The sequence below is a fragment of the Paenibacillus sp. genome (assembly GCF_035645195.1).
Lineage (GTDB): Bacteria > Bacillota > Bacilli > Paenibacillales > YIM-B00363 > Paenibacillus_AE.
Genome location: NZ_DASQNA010000033.1, coordinates 51,869 through 67,418, shown reverse-complemented (window position 1 = coordinate 67,418; position 15,550 = coordinate 51,869). Strand labels below are relative to the sequence as shown.

25 protein-coding genes are annotated in these 15,550 nt (G+C 56.2%); 1 reads left to right on the top strand and 24 read right to left on the bottom strand.

Annotation, left to right across the window (positions count from 1 at the left end; all coding sequences use genetic code 11):
* Positions 1-21: 21 nt before the first annotated feature.
* From VE009_RS17785 to VE009_RS17690, 20 genes are all read right to left on the bottom strand, one after another.
* Positions 22-402, bottom strand: coding sequence for a DUF5071 domain-containing protein (locus VE009_RS17785; RefSeq protein ID WP_325009945.1), 381 nt, complete (start codon positions 400-402; stop codon positions 22-24).
* 39 nt (positions 403-441) lie between these two features.
* Positions 442-987 carry a GNAT family N-acetyltransferase gene (locus VE009_RS17780; RefSeq protein ID WP_325009944.1) on the bottom strand — a complete coding sequence of 182 codons (546 nt, stop codon included), beginning with the start codon at positions 985-987 and terminating at the stop codon, positions 442-444.
* Positions 988-1,047: 60 nt separating this feature from the next.
* Complete coding sequence (locus VE009_RS17775; RefSeq protein WP_325009943.1) at positions 1,048-1,659, bottom strand: class I SAM-dependent methyltransferase; 612 nt, start codon at positions 1,657-1,659, stop codon at positions 1,048-1,050.
* Between the two features lie 4 nt (positions 1,660-1,663).
* Positions 1,664-2,119 carry a GNAT family N-acetyltransferase gene (locus VE009_RS17770; RefSeq protein WP_325009942.1) on the bottom strand — a complete coding sequence of 152 codons (456 nt, stop codon included), beginning with the start codon at positions 2,117-2,119 and terminating at the stop codon, positions 1,664-1,666.
* A gap of 23 nt (positions 2,120-2,142) precedes the next feature.
* The gene (locus tag VE009_RS17765; RefSeq protein ID WP_325009941.1) at positions 2,143-2,670 is read right to left on the bottom strand and encodes a GNAT family N-acetyltransferase; all 528 of its coding nucleotides are present in this window, start codon (positions 2,668-2,670) and stop codon (positions 2,143-2,145) included.
* Positions 2,671-2,681: 11 nt separating this feature from the next.
* Complete coding sequence (locus VE009_RS17760) at positions 2,682-3,476, bottom strand: PhzF family phenazine biosynthesis protein (RefSeq protein ID WP_325009940.1); 795 nt, start codon at positions 3,474-3,476, stop codon at positions 2,682-2,684.
* Entirely contained in the window at positions 3,473-3,835 is a 363-nt protein-coding gene (locus VE009_RS17755) for a cupin domain-containing protein (protein ID WP_325009939.1), read from the bottom strand. Before VE009_RS17755 ends, VE009_RS17760 begins: the two co-directional genes overlap by 4 nt.
* Before the next feature lie 18 nt (positions 3,836-3,853).
* A complete protein-coding gene (locus VE009_RS17750) occupies positions 3,854-4,150 on the bottom strand; it encodes an antibiotic biosynthesis monooxygenase (RefSeq protein WP_325009938.1) in 297 nt (98 codons plus the stop codon).
* Between the two features lie 34 nt (positions 4,151-4,184).
* Positions 4,185-4,877: a class I SAM-dependent methyltransferase gene (locus tag VE009_RS17745; RefSeq protein ID WP_325009937.1), complete on the bottom strand. Its 693-nt coding sequence runs from the start codon at positions 4,875-4,877 to the stop codon at positions 4,185-4,187.
* A gap of 200 nt (positions 4,878-5,077) precedes the next feature.
* Positions 5,078-5,587 carry a DinB family protein gene (locus VE009_RS17740; RefSeq protein WP_325009936.1) on the bottom strand — a complete coding sequence of 170 codons (510 nt, stop codon included), beginning with the start codon at positions 5,585-5,587 and terminating at the stop codon, positions 5,078-5,080.
* Between the two features lie 73 nt (positions 5,588-5,660).
* Positions 5,661-6,188, bottom strand: a complete 528-nt coding sequence (locus VE009_RS17735; RefSeq protein ID WP_325009935.1) for a GNAT family N-acetyltransferase — start codon at positions 6,186-6,188, stop codon at positions 5,661-5,663.
* A 300-nt stretch (positions 6,189-6,488) separates the two neighbouring features.
* The gene (locus VE009_RS17730) at positions 6,489-7,283 is read right to left on the bottom strand and encodes an aminoglycoside phosphotransferase family protein (protein ID WP_325009934.1); all 795 of its coding nucleotides are present in this window, start codon (positions 7,281-7,283) and stop codon (positions 6,489-6,491) included.
* Between the two features lie 19 nt (positions 7,284-7,302).
* Entirely contained in the window at positions 7,303-7,848 is a 546-nt protein-coding gene (locus VE009_RS17725) for a GrpB family protein (protein WP_325009933.1), read from the bottom strand.
* A 55-nt stretch (positions 7,849-7,903) separates the two neighbouring features.
* Positions 7,904-8,305 carry a RidA family protein gene (locus VE009_RS17720; protein WP_325009932.1) on the bottom strand — a complete coding sequence of 134 codons (402 nt, stop codon included), beginning with the start codon at positions 8,303-8,305 and terminating at the stop codon, positions 7,904-7,906.
* Positions 8,306-8,386: 81 nt separating this feature from the next.
* On the bottom strand, positions 8,387-8,599 hold the full coding sequence (locus tag VE009_RS17715; protein WP_325009931.1) for a 4-oxalocrotonate tautomerase family protein: 213 nt from the start codon (positions 8,597-8,599) through the stop codon (positions 8,387-8,389).
* Between the two features lie 30 nt (positions 8,600-8,629).
* Positions 8,630-8,983, bottom strand: a complete 354-nt coding sequence (locus VE009_RS17710) for a hypothetical protein (protein ID WP_325009930.1) — start codon at positions 8,981-8,983, stop codon at positions 8,630-8,632.
* Between the two features lie 107 nt (positions 8,984-9,090).
* Entirely contained in the window at positions 9,091-9,708 is a 618-nt protein-coding gene (locus VE009_RS17705) for an HAD family hydrolase (protein WP_325009929.1), read from the bottom strand.
* 18 nt (positions 9,709-9,726) lie between these two features.
* The gene (locus VE009_RS17700) at positions 9,727-9,942 is read right to left on the bottom strand and encodes an HAD family hydrolase (protein WP_325009928.1); all 216 of its coding nucleotides are present in this window, start codon (positions 9,940-9,942) and stop codon (positions 9,727-9,729) included.
* A 70-nt stretch (positions 9,943-10,012) separates the two neighbouring features.
* Positions 10,013-10,852, bottom strand: a complete 840-nt coding sequence (locus tag VE009_RS17695) for an aminoglycoside phosphotransferase family protein (RefSeq protein ID WP_325009927.1) — start codon at positions 10,850-10,852, stop codon at positions 10,013-10,015.
* A 185-nt stretch (positions 10,853-11,037) separates the two neighbouring features.
* Positions 11,038-11,106 carry a putative holin-like toxin gene (locus VE009_RS17690; RefSeq protein WP_325010181.1) on the bottom strand — a complete coding sequence of 23 codons (69 nt, stop codon included), beginning with the start codon at positions 11,104-11,106 and terminating at the stop codon, positions 11,038-11,040.
* A gap of 360 nt (positions 11,107-11,466) precedes the next feature.
* On the opposite strand from VE009_RS17690, the gene VE009_RS17685 reads away from it, so the two are divergent.
* Complete coding sequence (locus tag VE009_RS17685; RefSeq protein ID WP_325009926.1) at positions 11,467-13,404, top strand: ABC-F family ATP-binding cassette domain-containing protein; 1,938 nt, start codon at positions 11,467-11,469, stop codon at positions 13,402-13,404.
* 95 nt (positions 13,405-13,499) lie between these two features.
* On the opposite strand, the gene VE009_RS17680 is transcribed toward VE009_RS17685, so the two are convergent.
* From VE009_RS17680 to VE009_RS17665, 4 genes are all read right to left on the bottom strand, one after another.
* Positions 13,500-13,829 (bottom strand): zinc ribbon domain-containing protein, encoded by a 330-nt coding sequence (locus VE009_RS17680; protein WP_325009925.1) that lies wholly within the window; start codon positions 13,827-13,829, stop codon positions 13,500-13,502.
* 62 nt (positions 13,830-13,891) lie between these two features.
* Positions 13,892-14,362 carry a hypothetical protein gene (locus VE009_RS17675; RefSeq protein WP_325009924.1) on the bottom strand — a complete coding sequence of 157 codons (471 nt, stop codon included), beginning with the start codon at positions 14,360-14,362 and terminating at the stop codon, positions 13,892-13,894.
* Between the two features lie 71 nt (positions 14,363-14,433).
* Positions 14,434-14,892 (bottom strand): hypothetical protein, encoded by a 459-nt coding sequence (locus VE009_RS17670; protein WP_325009923.1) that lies wholly within the window; start codon positions 14,890-14,892, stop codon positions 14,434-14,436.
* 89 nt (positions 14,893-14,981) lie between these two features.
* A complete protein-coding gene (locus VE009_RS17665; protein WP_325009922.1) occupies positions 14,982-15,458 on the bottom strand; it encodes a GyrI-like domain-containing protein in 477 nt (158 codons plus the stop codon).
* Positions 15,459-15,550: the final 92 nt, after the last annotated feature.

The following is a 15,550-nucleotide window of genomic DNA, read 5'->3' as shown; positions in this document are numbered from 1 at the left end:
CGAAGCGGCGGCCGCCGGACGTCACAGCCAAGCGGCGAGCGCCTCCTCCGCCAATTCGTCGACTCCCTCTCCCGCGTCCTCTTCCGACGGATTCATCGCGAGCGCGATCAGCTCGGACGTCAGCTCCAGCCCGACCTCCTTCGGCATTCGTCGGACGACGCGCTCCAGCGCGGCCGCCTTCCGCCGGGCGTCGCCGGAGCGAAGCACCGACTGCAAATGAGGTACGAGTTCGTATTCCAGCCGCAGCAGCAGCGACGCCGCTTCGTCCGCATCCGGCTCCTTCAATCGCTCCAACAGCGCCGGAACGACGCCCGAGAGCCGCTCGACGCTCCATTCCCGAAGCGACTCCCAGCGCACGGCGCCTTCCTCTGCGCGAGGCAGGTCGACTCGGTCGTCGTTCATCGTGTTCGTCTCCTTCTCGCGTTACCGCTTCTTTCAAATTTATTCGAATCGTTCGTTCAGAAGCACCATATGGATATGATCCTCCCAAACGCCGTTGATTTTCAAATATTTACGCGCGAGCCCCTCCGGCTGAAAGCCCAGCTTCTCGACGACCCGCAGCGACGCTGCGTTCCGCGGCATGATGTTCGCCTCGATCCGATGCAGCTTCATCGTCTCGAACCCGATCTCGACGAGAGCGCGCACCGCCTCCGTCATATAGCCGCGCCCGGCTTCTTCCGCGTCGATCTTATAACCCAGGTGGCAAGATTGAAAAGCGCCCCGCACGATGTTGCTGAGCGCGGCGGATCCGATGATTCGATCGTCTTTACATATCCAGAGCCGAAGCAGCCGGCCCTCGTTCATTTGTTTGCAGTCGTCTTCCAGCAAAAGGCGTTGATGCCGATACGTATAGTACTCAGGGTCGCGCCAGGGTTCCCATGGCTTCAAATGCTCCCGATTGCGCTCCTCGAAAGCGAGCACATCGTCCGCCGCAGCCTCGTCGAGCGTGCGAAGCGTCAGCCGATCCGTCCGAATCGTTAGCTTCATTGATCATTTCCCCCGCTCCTCCACCATTATTTCCCGAGCAACCGCAAGGATTTCCTCGTTTCAACGTTTTTCGACACCGCGGCGCGCGGCAGACAACGCGACGAACACGTCCCCCAAATGCGCTTCCTTCCATTCCAGCGCCCAACCCGCCTCGCGAACGAGCCGCACCGTGTCTCGATTCAAGCGGCAGCCGTCGCACAGCCGTCGCCATGCCGGCGTCAGCGCATGCTGCAGCGCCGCCAGCGCCGCTCTGCGATGCAGCACGTGCTCGAACAGAAGCAGCTTCCCGCCCGGCCGGCATACTCTCGCCGCCTCGCGGAGCGCCTCCGCCGGATCGGGAATCGTGCAGAACACCAGCGTGCCGACCACCGTGTCGAAGGCGCCGTCCGGGAACGGCAGCCGCTCCGCCGGCGCGTCCGCGATGCGGACGGGGCGGCCTGCGGCCTGCGCGCGGCGTTCGGCGCGCTCCCGGAACGAGGCGTTCGGCTCGATCGCCGTCAGCTCGACTTCCTTCGGATAATACGGGAAATTGACGCCCGTGCCGCAGCCGATCTCGAGCGTCCTTCCCGCCGCATGGCGCAGCAGCTCGGCGCGGATCGCGCCGAACCACCTTCGTTCGAGCGGCTCCATCCACCGGTCGTAATTCGCCGTAAACCGCGTTTCGCCGCGCATCGTCTCACACCCGCAAAAAATAATGGTAAAATTCCGCGTCCCGCTCGAATCCGTTTTTTTCGTACAGCCGCTGCGCGATCACGTTGTCGGGAGCGGTGCTGAGCGCCAGTCCCTTCGCTCCGGTTTGCCGGGCGTAAGCGGCCGCCGCGTCCAGCAGCGCCTGCGCCGCCCCTTGACCGCGGGCGCTGGCCGCTACGAACAAATCATTCAAAATCCAAGAGCGCTGCATCGAAATGGAGGAGAACGTCGGATACAGCTGCATGAAGCCGACGGTTTCCCGCTCCGTTCCGGCTTTCGCCAAAAAAATAACCGACTCCAGATGCACGAAGCGTTCGTACAAGAACGCTTGCGCGCCGTCCGGATCGGAAGGCTGCCCGTAAAACTGCCGATATTCGTTAAACAGCGCCGCGGCTTCCGCCAAATCGCCGATCGTCGCCTGCCGCACCTCAATATTCGCCATTCGTCGTTCCCGCCCGTTCCGTGTCATGATGTCTCGTTTCGTTTCGCGTACAAACAAGTTTCAATGCCGCGATTTCTCTCATTCGCGTAAATCTTTTCGAGCCGCATGCCGAGTTTTTCGGCCAATCTGCGGGAAGCGCTGTGCGCTGCGGGCATGTTGGCGCAAAGCCGATCCAACCCGAGCGTACGAAATCCGTATGCGACGACGGCCGCCGCCGCTTCGAAGCCGTAGCCTCGCCTCCATTCGTTCGCCGCCACGATGTACCCGACATCGTATTCTAGGACGCCGTCCATTTCGAGATGCAGCAGCCCCGCGTCGCCGATCAGCGCCCCGTCGGCCTGCCGAACGATCGCGAACCTCCCCAAACCTGAGGCATACAAACCTAAGCTTCGCTCGACCCACTGGGCGGTCTGATCCTCCGTGAACGGAGCCGGCCAATACCGCATCGTCTCCGGATCGGACAGCACCGTATGCAGCTGGGGGACGTCCTCGCGCGTATAAGGCCGAAGCAGCAATCGTTCCGTCTGCAAAGGCAGCCCGTTAAACGGCATCGCCGCGCCCTTCACAGCCGTTCCGCGGCCAGCTCGCCGCGCAGCGTCGTGACCGCCCGTCCCGTTAGTTGAACCCGCTCCGTACCGACGCGAAGGCGAAGCAGCCCTTCGCGAGCGGACAGCTGCATTGCGGTCAGCTCCGTTCTCCCCAGCTTGGCCGCCCAGTACGGCCCCAGCGTGCAGTGCGCGGAGCCGGTCACGGGATCTTCGTCGATGCCGATCGCCGGGAAGAAGCACCGAGACACGAAATCGACGTTCGGCCTGCCGGACCGCGCCGTCACCAACACGCCCCTGGCGTCAAGCCGCTTCCACGCGTGCAAGTTCGGGCGCAGCCGCGCGACGGCCGCTTCGTCCTCGAGCTCGACGACGAGATCGGTGCCGCCTTTCCCGACATAGACGAGCGCGGCGGAGCCGAGCCCTTCCGTCAGGTCCTCCGGCGCCTCCGCCGGAACCGCCGGGTCCGCCGGAAAATCGAGCCGGATCCATTCGCCGTCCCGTTCGGCCGTCAACCGGCCGCTGCGCGTATGGAACGCGATTTCGTCTCCCTCGTGAAGCCCTTCCTCCCACAGCAGATGGGCGGTCGCGAGCGTCGCGTGGCCGCACAAATCGACTTCGGTTTCCGGCGTAAACCACCGGAGCGAATATTCATCGCCCATTCGCAGCGCGAACGCCGTTTCGGAGCAATTCATTTCGTTCGCCACGCGCTGCATCCACCGTTCCGGCCGTTCCCGATCCAGCACGCAGACGGCCGCCGGATTTCCTTTATACGGTTGATCAGTAAATGCGTCAACAATAAAGATCCTCAATCGATTCCGCTCCTCTCCGCCTTCGCTTCGTAACGGTCGCCCTTCGTCGCCGGCTGCGACACGACCAAGAACTCCGCCGGCTCCGCCCCGCGGTTCATGACTTGATGAGGGCGCAGCGGCGCGACTTCCAAACCTTGCCGCTCGCGAAGCGCGAACGTTCGCCCTTCGAGTTCGATGTGGAGTTCCCCTCGCAGCACGTAGAAAAACTGCATCGCCGCCGCATGGTAATGGCGAATCTCCGACGTGCCCGGCGGCATGCGCTCCTCGATCACGCTGAGCCGGCCGTGGTCCGCAAGCCGCCAGCCGTCGCAGCCGTCGCCCCAAACATAATGCTCGGACGTCTCCCTGCTCCGCAACACCGACGTTCCGCCCTTTCGTTACTCGATATCGATGTTCTCGTAATGCTCGACGACGGGGAACGGATCGTAGAACCTGTGCAGCAGCCGCTTCCATTCCCGATACGGCTCCGACTGCCGAAACCCGATCGTGTGATCCTCCAGCCGCTCCCAGCGCACCAGCAGCAAATATTGATGCTCCCGCTCCAAACATTTCTGCAGCTCGTGCCCGAGATACCCTCGCATGCTTGCGATGATCTTCGACGCCGCCTTGAAATTTTCGATGAACTCGTCGTCCTGCCCAGGTATGACGTGCAATACGGCCGTCTCCAAGATCAAATATTCCGCCTGCTTTCTTGAACGAAGTTATGAGTTATGATGCCGTCTTCCACCATACGCCGGCGCATTCCGGCACCGTCGACCATCCGTTCGCTTCGATCGCCGCCGCCAGCTCGCTTCCGAAGAAAAACTCGGTCAGCCGCTTCGCCTCCTCGACGCTGTCGAACCGGTAGTCGGCCCGGAACCAGTCGTGCGCGAACCCGTAAGTTTGGACGAGTTCCCCGTAATAATCCGTTAAGAAGTTCGGCGGATTCGGCGTCGCCGTGCCCGTGCCCATCGTTTCGAACAGCATGATCGTCCCGCCCGGACGAACGACCCGGCACAGCTCGGCGTGCACCCGCTCCAGATCGCTCTTCCATTCGGCGCGGCTCGAGGACGCCAAGTAGCAGACGCTCCATCCCGACACCGCGAGGTCGAACGAATGATCCGGCAGCGGCAGCCGGCGATGATCCGCCTCGACTGTCGTCCACACGTTCGGCGCCCCGCTCTCCGTAAGCCGCCGCTCGAGCACGTCCAGCATCGATCGCGACGCATCCGTGCAGACGAGCGATTTCGCTTCCATCGCGAGCGGCACGGACAGCCGGCCCGTCCCCGCACCCAAATCCAGTACGTCAAGGCCGCGGTACGGGCGAATGTCTCTTATTTTCACGGACACGTCGGGCTGCCTGCGGATCATAGCGTCGTACAGTTCCGCTTGCGCGGCGTACACCTCATCATGGCTTGCCATGTCGTTCCACTTCCCTATGAAAGGATACCATATCCGATGAGTAGAGAAAGAATACAGTTACAGACGTTCGTTTGCCAGTACGTTTGCAAGAAGAAATCGCCGATCCGGTGACCGACGAATTGAGTTTACCACGAACTTTCCGTCTTGTCCCGGGCAAGTCGTTCCGGAACGGAGCGGGCGAACGGGATCGCCGGCCGACTCTATAAATCTCGTTCGATCGCCGCTAGCAATGCCTTCTCGTTAATGCCGCTCTGGAAAAATTGGAAGCGGCTCCCCGAATACCGCTGAGCGCGGTCGACGATTTGGCCCAAATGATACCCCGTATGCTCGACCAAGTGGAGCAGCGAATGGATCGGAATGCGCGACGGATCGGCCGCCGCCAGCGCGTCTCCCCATGCCCGGAATTCGCGGCTGACGATGTCCATCAGCTCTTCGCACGAGAAGTCCGGTTCCGGAAAATAGTCCTCGATGCCCGTCGAGAACGATACTGCGCCGTCCGCAGCCCATTCCCGATTACTGCGAACATGCTCCAAGATGTGCAGCACGATTCCGCCGATCGAGTTGCTCTCCCGGTCTTTGAACCACAGCATAGGATCGTCCAGCTCGCCCAAACAAATCAACAGTTTCGGAAGATAATGGCTGATCATTCGATGTTTCGAGTTGACGACAACCGCTTTCAAAGCATCCTGCACGCGTACTTCCGTTTTCATAATGTTCCCTCCTTGGATTTTTGAAACGTAGTTTGCTCCCGAATGCCGACATCCTCCTCTTGCAGCTGCCGAATTACGTCCGAATCCAATATCGTTTGAAGACCCTGCCGTCCGCTTCGACGAAATCCTCGTCGCGGACGCCGCCGCAGCCGACGATCGTGCGCTCGGAGGCGGCGTTGTCCGCATCGCACACGAGCAGCGCCCGCTCGATGCCGAGCCGCTTCGCCTCCGCCAGCGCCAGCTCGAGCATCGCCTTGCCGTAGCCGCGGCGCCGTTCCGAAGGTCGAATGCCCATCCCGATATGGCCGCCCGCGCGGAGCAGCCATTCCGTCAAGCGATGCCGGATATTGACCGCGCCGATCACCCGGCCTCGTTCGTCGACCAGCCACAAGGTCGAATCCGGCACCCATCCGTCGGGCAACTCGACGCCTCTCTCGTGATTTGATAGAAACGCGAGCATCGATTCGAAATCGGTCGGTTCGCGTTCGATCACCCACGGCACCATCTCTTCGCCGGACGCCTTCCATTCTGTATAAAAAGAGAGATACTCTTCCCGATATTCCATGCTAGGCTTTACTAAAACAACGGCAGCGTCGCTCATCTTTCTCATCCCAGCCCTTACCGTTTACTCTGAACCAAAACCAGTGCGACACCGCAAGCGCGGAAACAACATCGCCAATTACGCGGATACCGTCCACGACCTATTCGTTCGACACGAAGAATGAGTGCAGCGCTCACCTCCCGGAAAACCTTATCTATTAATTACGATACGCTAGGCTCCAATTCCTCTTTCCGTTTCCAATTTGACCCACAAGAACTAAAAAAGCAACGCCATAGAGGAGCGCCTCCATGGCGTTGCCGTATTGGTTCTAACGGGCAACCATATTCCGTAATCGCCCGGTTATGTGCGAAGCAGCGTTCTGACGAGCTGCAGCAGCTCCGACCGCTCCCTCGCCGGAATCCGTTCGTCCAGCCGCGCCGCGGCGACGGGCAGCATCCACCTTTCGACTTCATCCGGCTTTATGCCGGACAGCGCCGCATATTGCGCCGCGTATTCATGCTTCATCCGCTTCCGATTCCGCTCGATGAACGCTTTCGCCTCATCCGGCGCTTCCTCGGGCATCGTACCGTACGCGAACAGAAGCATCGTCCGAGCGACGTCCGCCGCCGGGCTGCCGACGACGGCCGTCATCCAATCGATGACGCGCACGCTCCCGCCGACCACGATGTTATCGGGGTGGAAATCGCCGTGGCAGACGCTGGTGCCGTCGGGCAGCTCGGACAGCCTCCGGACGATGCCGTCCTTCTCCTCGGCGGACAGGTCGGCGGCGTTCCGAATGTGCCGGATCATGACGTCTTTCTGCTTCCGTCTCATGCCCTCTCCCGACTGCGCGTGGATTTCGCGATGAACGATCGCCATCGTCCGCGCCGGGTTGCGGTCGAATCCGTGCCCCGACATCATGGCGCGCAGCAGCGTCTCTCCGGGGACGTACTCGTAGACGATCCCCCGCCGCCCGAGGAGCGCCGCGATGCCCCGAGGCTCGGGACTCCGGATGCCCCGCCGATACGCCGCCAACGCATTGTAGTATTCGTCCTGCACCGCCCAGGCCGGAACCCCTGCGCGAAACAGCTTCAACGCCGTGCCGTCCTGCTGCAGAAAAATGTCCGCCGTACGCCCGCTGCCGATCCGTCTCATGCCGTCCCTCCCCGAAAGATCAATGATCCGTCTCTCCCGGCGTCCAGCCGACGCGCTGGCTCCAAGCGGACGCCTTGCGCAAGATCGCCCATACGACCGGCTCCTTCGCCTCGACGTACGCCGACCTGTCGCCTCGGAACGCGGCCGCGAGCTCTCGTTTCGCTGCGGCATATTCGACGCAAGCCTCCGGATGGACCCGAAGGTAGTCCCTGAATAACAGCGCGCACTGCTGCGACCAACTTCCGTCTGCGCGAACGTGGATATGCGTTCTGCGGTCTCCGGGCGACTCCCTGAAATACCGCTTCGTCAAATCCGGATTCTCCGGCCTGTGCACGAAGCCGGCGGCTTCCACCGCCGCTTTGTACGCCTCGATCGGCTCCAACCGGCGAACCGTAATTTGGATGTCGACGACCGGTTTCGCCGCGAGTCCCGACACAGCGGTCGAGCCGATATGGTCGATGCGAAGCGCGGCCTCCCCTAACGACGCTCGCAGCCTCGACCCGATGTCCCGAAACGAGCGCGGCCATTCGTCGCTATATTCGCAAATGATGATCTCCTCGGACATCGCGTTCACCAGCCCTTACACGATATCGACCCGCTTCACTTCGCGGTCCCGCCCTTCAGCCCCTGCCGCCCTCGCGCACGATCGCTTGCGCTTCGATTTCGACGAGCAGCTCCGGATCGATCAGCGCTTTCACTTCCACCATCGTCGCGGCAGGGCGAATGTTTCGGAAAAACTCGCCGTGCGCTTTGCCGATTTGCTCCCATTGCGAAATGTCGGTCACGTACATGCGCGTCCTCACCACATCCTCCAGCCGGGCGCCGACTTGGCGCAGCGCTTCTTCGATCGTGCGGAGTATGTGGACCGTTTGCTGATACGGGTCGCCTTTCCCGACGATCTCCCCGTCCTTCATCGCCGTCGTTCCCGCTACCTCGACGACGTTCCCGACTCGGACGGCGCGGGAATAACCGACGACCGGCTCCCACGGCGAACCGGTCGAAACCTTCCTAATTTCCGTCATACGTTTCCCCCTGTTTCCATCCGGCTCGTATATTCCCGTTGCTCCCCGCAGCGTCTCGAAGCCTGCGTCTTCCGTCCCGCATCAATCGACCTTCCGGTTCAGCGACTTCAGGTAATCGTCCGTCAGCATGCCGGCGAAGCCCCAGTTTTCTTCTTCGATTTCCTGAATTACGATATGCGTGTGCTCCGGCTTTTTCCCTAACACGCGCACCAACGTGTCTGTAAACTCCCTTACGACTTGTTCTTTCTGCTCTCGTGTCGCGCCCTTTGTAATTTGAAGGTTAATATACGGCATCATAGCGCCTCCTCGTTGTTCGCATTCCGGTTAGCCGATCGCGCGCTGCGTCTTCCGCCGGGATTCGAAAACCAGCGCAACAATATAAAGGAAGAGAAGTCCGAAGGTAATCTGAACCGAATGCTGGAATGCCTGCCGGTACAACTCTTGCGACCACCCGTCTTCGCGAAGGATGAGCTTCACGACCGCATTGGAGAGGAATAAGCCGTCGTTCGCGACAGGATCCATGTTCAAGGCGATATTCTCGACCAAGCTCATTCCGCCGATCAAATTCAACACGATAATCATCAGCACGGCCCTGGAAAACGGATATTCGATGTCGATTTCTTTGAATACATACCAAATCGCTAGGCCGATCGTCAGCAACCCGACATAAAATAACATTCGTCTCCCACCTCACGATGTGCTTGGAATGGCGTGCGCCTTGAAAGCCGTTCCTTCCCTCCGAATTTCTTAGCAAGATTTTACCAGAGGCTTACAAGGCAAGTAAATTACTTCTTTAACTGCCTTATCATAAATCTATCGATATATTTCGCCACGCCGTCTTCGTCGTTGCTGTCGATGACCTCATCGGCGAGCTTTAAAATTTCCTCATGCGAATTCGCGACCGCGATTCTTCTTCCACCCGCTTCGAACAGGCCAAGATCGTTCACATGGTCCCCGAATACGCAAATTTCCGCCGGATCCGCCCCCATATGCTTCGCCCACAACTGTAAGCCTTCCGACTTAGACGCAAGCGGGTGCCCGAACTCTAGAAAATACTGATTCTCGATATAGTAATCTTTCATTAGATGGCAGTGCAGCCGGCCGCCGAAAGCCGCTTCCGCTTCCTCTTTGAACGGCAGCAATCGGTCCAGTTCGTCGATATACGTCAGCGCCAATGTACATTCGTCTTTCGAGCATTCGACCGTTTCTACCTGGCGGAACCGAGGATCGTTCCGGCGGCTTTTCCGAAATTCCAGCATACCGAAAGAAACCAACTTCTCATGGTATACGCGCTCGCGTTGATCGGCGTCCAGCAAAAAGAGGTACGGCGAAACCCCATGGTTTCTCCCGATGGCGACGATTTCGTTCGCAATCCCCTCCTCCAGCCAATACCCGTCGATCACGCGCTTTCCTGCGACATCCTACAGGAGAGCCCCATTGTACAAAATCGCCGGGTACTTCCAAGCTACAGGCGACACCACGCCGATCGCGCTGACGAACCCTCGGGCTGTTGCAAAACTTACGATGCAATCCTCTTCCTGCATCGCGGCGTTCAGTACGTCGACCGTATAATCGGAAAGCGTCTGGTCCGACCGCAACAGCGTGCCGTCGAGATCGGTAATGAATATCCGGTGCAAAGCGACTTCCTCCAGATCCCCCTATGAGTTACCTTTTCGCCGTTCACAACCTATCTTGCTCTCCCCAAATTTATATCAGGTTTTCGTGTATGTAACGATTGTTCCGAACCAACGTTTTGATTCGCTTCATTGTACTTGGACCTTTCGGCAGGCCGGCGATACGGTCCAATAACAACCACCGGATGCTGGCAATCGCTTCGAAGACTTCCAAATCTTCCGGTCGGTAGTCCCCTAATTTCAAGAACTCGTTATAATACAGACCGCCATACCTTTCCCCGACGTAAACTCGCATTAACAGTACCGACCATGCGATATCGTATCTCGGGTCGCCCAGTTGTCCATTGGTCCAATCGATGATCGTAAATCGGTCCGATTCCTCAAGAATGTTTCCCAAGTTATAATCGCCATGGATAAGACGATCCTGAGAAAGTTCCACGTTCTCCAGGAGGCGCAGCAACACATCATGTAAATCGTTGTGCATTTCTATAGCGGGAAAAAAATATGCGATAAATTCGTGGTGAAGGAGGTTCGAGAAGTCGCTTTCGTTCACGCGGCAACGGTGGACTTCGACTAACATCCGCGCGATGCGCTTCAGTTTTTCTTTGTCCAATCTTGAAATCGGGATGCCGTCGTAGCTGGTCAGCAGCACTTGATTGTGATCCGAGTCGATGCCCCATCCGTAAGGCTTGGAAACGCATAACCCTTGACGATGAAGGGCGGATAGTAGGTTGTACTGCTTTCCAATATCGGGTTTTGCCTGTTTGTTCCAAACTTTGAGGACGTAAGAACCGTTCTCCGAGTCCACTTTCGCGACCGTCGCTTCGAGCCCCGGCGCTAAAGGGACGATCCGATGTTCCGGAGCGTTGACATCCACCATATCTTGTACCCGTTCGACCCATTGAATGTTCAAAGCATCGACCTTCCTTTCGGTTCCGTTCACTTCCGTGTTGTTACCGAGCGACACCTTGTGATAAAATTTGGTGTAAGAAAAGCCAAGCGCTGGAACGCTTGGCCTGTACAACTGGCTTGGACGGGTTTCCCTTCCGAGCTGAACGGGCAAAACCCACCTTCGGCCGCGAACCTTGGGGTGGGTTTTTACTTTCTCCTGTAGTTGTTCCCGACGTATGTTAAAAGTGCAATGACAAACGTTGCGAATGCGATCATGATAGTTATTGCATCTTTAACTTCCATGGCTTCACCTCCTTCCGAAGGGAAACCAGGACCACCCAAGATTCAGTTGTACTTCCTCAGTTTACCTCACTAAGGCGTATGCGAACAAGTGTTTGTATTCATATATTTCTATATAACCCTAGTTCCGTTGATCTATCCCCTCTTCCATGCCGCATTTCTCATGACATACCAACTTCCTGAATTAAGTACAATAATATCCAATTGTAAGGGTTTACCCTCAACAATTCAATGAATCTATGGTTCATCCTTCCACGAGCTCCTAGTGCTGCGAACGTGTGTAACCGTGCGGCATATGGTATGCTTGAACCAAACGAGAACAAAGGAATTGGAACGATGAACTTACTCACAGCAGACCAATTGTCCAAAAGCTACGGCATGAAGACGCTCTTCGACCGAATTGACGTCAGCATTGACGACCGGGACCGGATCGGTTTGATCGGGGTGAACGGCACCGGGAAGTCGACGCTTCTCAAAATCATTGCAGGCATCGAAAAGCCCGACAGCGGATCGATCGCGTACCGCAACGGCATTCGCATCGAGTATGTCCCGCAGCAGCCGCCTTTCGAAAACGAATCCACGATCATCGACCACATCTTCAAGGGGAGCAGCCCCGAGTTCGAGCTTCTGCGCGAGTACGAGCATGTGCTTCAATCTCTCGAGCGCGGAGCGGCGCAGCCCGGGTTGGATCGCCGGCTTGCGGAAATCATGGCGCGAATGGATTCCTTAGGCGTCTGGCAGCTCGAAAGCGAAGCCAAAAAAATATTGTCCCGCCTCGGGATCGACGATGTGCTGCAGCGGTTGGGCACCCTGTCCGGCGGCCAGCGGAAGCGGGTAGCGCTCGCCGCCGCCCTCATTCAACCGGCGGATTTGCTCATCCTCGACGAACCGACGAACCATATCGATACCGAGACCGTATTTTGGCTGGAGCAATATTTGCAAAAATCCAAATCGGCGCTCCTGATGATTACCCATGACCGGTATTTCTTGGATCGCGTTACGAATCGGATTTTGGAGCTTGACCAAGGAAAACTTTACGGCTACACCGGCAACTACAGCGTCTTCCTCGAACAGAAGGCCGAGCGTATGGAGCAGCAGGAGGCCGCCGAGCGCAAACGCCGGAATTTGTACCGCAGCGAGCTCGCCTGGATGCGCAAAGGCGCCAAGGCGCGCACGACGAAACAAAAAGCGCGAATCGATCGTTTCGAAGCGCTGGAGGCATCCGCCGCACCGGAACGGAATGAATCGTTGGATATGTCGCTCAGCGCCTCCCGGCTCGGGAAGAAAGTGCTGGAAATCCATGACGTGGTGAAGGGATACGCGGGGCGCGCCGTCATCCGCGGCTTCTCGGAAATCGTGCAGCGCGACGACCGTATCGGCATCATCGGCCCGAACGGCAGCGGCAAATCGACGCTCCTCAATATGCTTGCCGGCCGGCTTGCTCCCGATGGAGGCGTCATCGATGTCGGCCCTACCGTAAAAATCGGCTATTTTACTCAAGAGCAGACCGAAATGGACGGCAGCCTGCGCGTCATCGAGTATATTAAAGAAGCCGCCGAGCAAGTCGAAACGTCGGACGGCAGCACGATCAGCGCGTCGCAAATGCTCGAGCGCTTCCTCTTCCCTCCCGCGGTCCAATGGACTCCGATATCGGGGTTGTCCGGCGGCGAAAAGCGGCGGCTCTTCCTGCTGCGCGTGTTGATCGGCGCTCCGAACGTGCTCCTGCTGGATGAACCGACGAACGATTTGGATATTCAGACGCTCACGGTGCTTGAGGATTACCTTGACGATTTCCCGGGAGCGGTAATTGTCGTGTCTCACGACCGCTTTTTCTTGGATCGCACGGTGGATCGCCTTTGGTCGTTGGAAGCGGACGGCACGGTCGACCGCTATGTAGGCACCTATTCCGATTATATGGAACGTCGTGCCGCCTTGGACGCCGCCGCCGAGGAGCCTCGCCATACCAAGAAAGAATCCGGCTCCCATGCGCCGTCGTCACCGGGTCCCGATAAAAAGGAGCGCCCGTTGAAATTTTCATTTAAGGAACAGAAGGAGTACGAAGAAATCGAAGATCGCATTGCCTCTTTAGAGCAGCGATTGGAGGAGATCAACAAAGCCGTCGCCGAAACCGGAACAGACTACCTACGGCTGCAGGAGCTGTCCGCGGCTCAGCAATCCTTGGAACGAGAGCTGAACGAGCAAATGGAACGTTGGGCCTATCTCAACGAACTCGCGGAACAAATCGAGAAAAACAAATCCCAGCACGGGAGATAGCAAAAAAGGCTATGCCGCAATTTCGGCATAGCCTTCTTTATGTCGGGCAGCATGCCGCAGAATCGATTCGACACCACACGGTCATGCAAACCGTTCTAATTACCAAAGAGGATATCCATCACCGTACCGAGCGATCCTCTCGCCCCTTTAGCTAATATATTAGGGTTATAAACCTCTACGTAACTGCATCTCATGCAAGACACAAATAAATAATGATTGTACTGAACATCGAAAATTTTGCTTAAGCCCGTACCGGTCATCGCCACTTCTTTGATCTCGCATTCGTCATTCCCGCATTTTACGCACTTATACCGCTCGTGGATTAGAGATTCAAGATCCGGTTCCGCGCTTTCCGCTTCTTCTACATGCTCCGTAACGTCCCCAAAGACGACGTTTCCTTGATCATCAAGCAGTACTTCATGCATACACTCGGGACACACTTGATTCGTAATAACTACTTCCTTATTGCACCAAGGGCATTCAACCATTATTGATTTTCCCCTTTCGTACATGCGAGCTGCTCACCATCTTCCTCGGAGCGCCGAGTCGACACGCCAGATTGAAATAGCCCATACGAACCGACGATGATGGAAGCGATGATTCCGCAATGCGGTATTACTCCGACGTAACCTGCAGTTCTATCCACAAAATACAAAACGAATATCCAAGCCGTCAGGGGAAGCAGCTGCAAAATGAACAAGAACAGCATCCCAACGAAAATGAAGGACTCAGCAAACAACTTTATTCTCCTGTACGGTACTAAATAAAGACTGAGGATCGTAACCAATCCAAGAATGATCGATAATACCGACCAATGAGAAACCGCCTCATTCTCCGATCCCGTTTCCACCCCTAACCACGAAAAATCAAAATACACATTACGGATGTACAGGTAACCAACACATATCGACAATAAAGAACTGATAACGACCCCGATGGAATGCGTTTTGTTTCCCATACGATTGTCCCTCACATCATTTACTCACGCCCCCGGGGGATTCGCAGCGACCATACGACATCATGCGGAACTCAAGTCACCCTTTCGATGTCATCAAGTATTCCTTTTATCTTGTTTCTAAAGTCGTTCGAGAGGCGTTTCGCCTTGCCATTATTGATCCTTATGTCTCCATCTTCGTAGCCGTCGAATTGCAGGAGTAAGCCTGCATGATCTTTCGTATCCGGTTGCCGTAATGTAATTACAAAATGCCTTCCTTTTTGAATTATTTCCGTTCCACTGTATTCCAGTTGCTCAAGGTCTTCAAGAATTCGAATAATCTCGACCTCATCTTGTATCCTTTTACTTTTCCACCCTTGTTCAATTAACGAGATTTCTAATTCCAATGGTTTACGAAACTTGTACCAGGGGCGAACGGTAATATCTCGATCTAGCTCTGAGAAAGGAGTAAAAAGATAGTTTCGGTCTACATAGATCATGAATCCTGTTGTTAGAATGATCGTTAACAATACTGCAGTGATTGCCTTCCTCATGTTCGCCCCCTTTGTTTTACTATTACAGTATTCACATCCGCCGAACTTCCTCTTGCTCGCCATTCCTTCGCCTTTGGTAAACTTGACCTTTACCTTATTGCTACAAACAAATCAATTTCATTCTCTGGACTATCGGGTTGATACCTCTGATCCCAGATTTCAAAGTCAAATCCTTTGGGTTCGTTATTCGTTTCTCTCATCCACTTCCCATATACATAATCGTAGGATTTGCCCAACTCGGATTCCAATCCTCTGTGAGTGTATGTAACATACTTGCCTTCTGAAACGGTATGATGAATCATCCCCGACGGAACATCATCTGTACTAGCTGTTTCATAGCCGAATATTTGAGTAAACCGGTCAACTCGCGGACTAAAACCAGGCTTCATAGGATAAATCTGCATCAATATAACGTTCTCATTTTTTTTGTGAGGGATTTCATCCTTACTCGAAATTAACAAATTATAAGCTTGTTTCCCTAATCCTGCTTCAAGCTCATCGAGGTTAGCTTCAATTTGGTATCCAATAACAGTAAACGCAGGCAACCGAATTTCTCTTGCTTCCATGTAATAACCTCCCAATAAATAAAAAGTCACCTTTCGCTCCTCAAACAAAACAAGTTCCGAGCAACTCAAGGTGATGCCCATATATTAACATA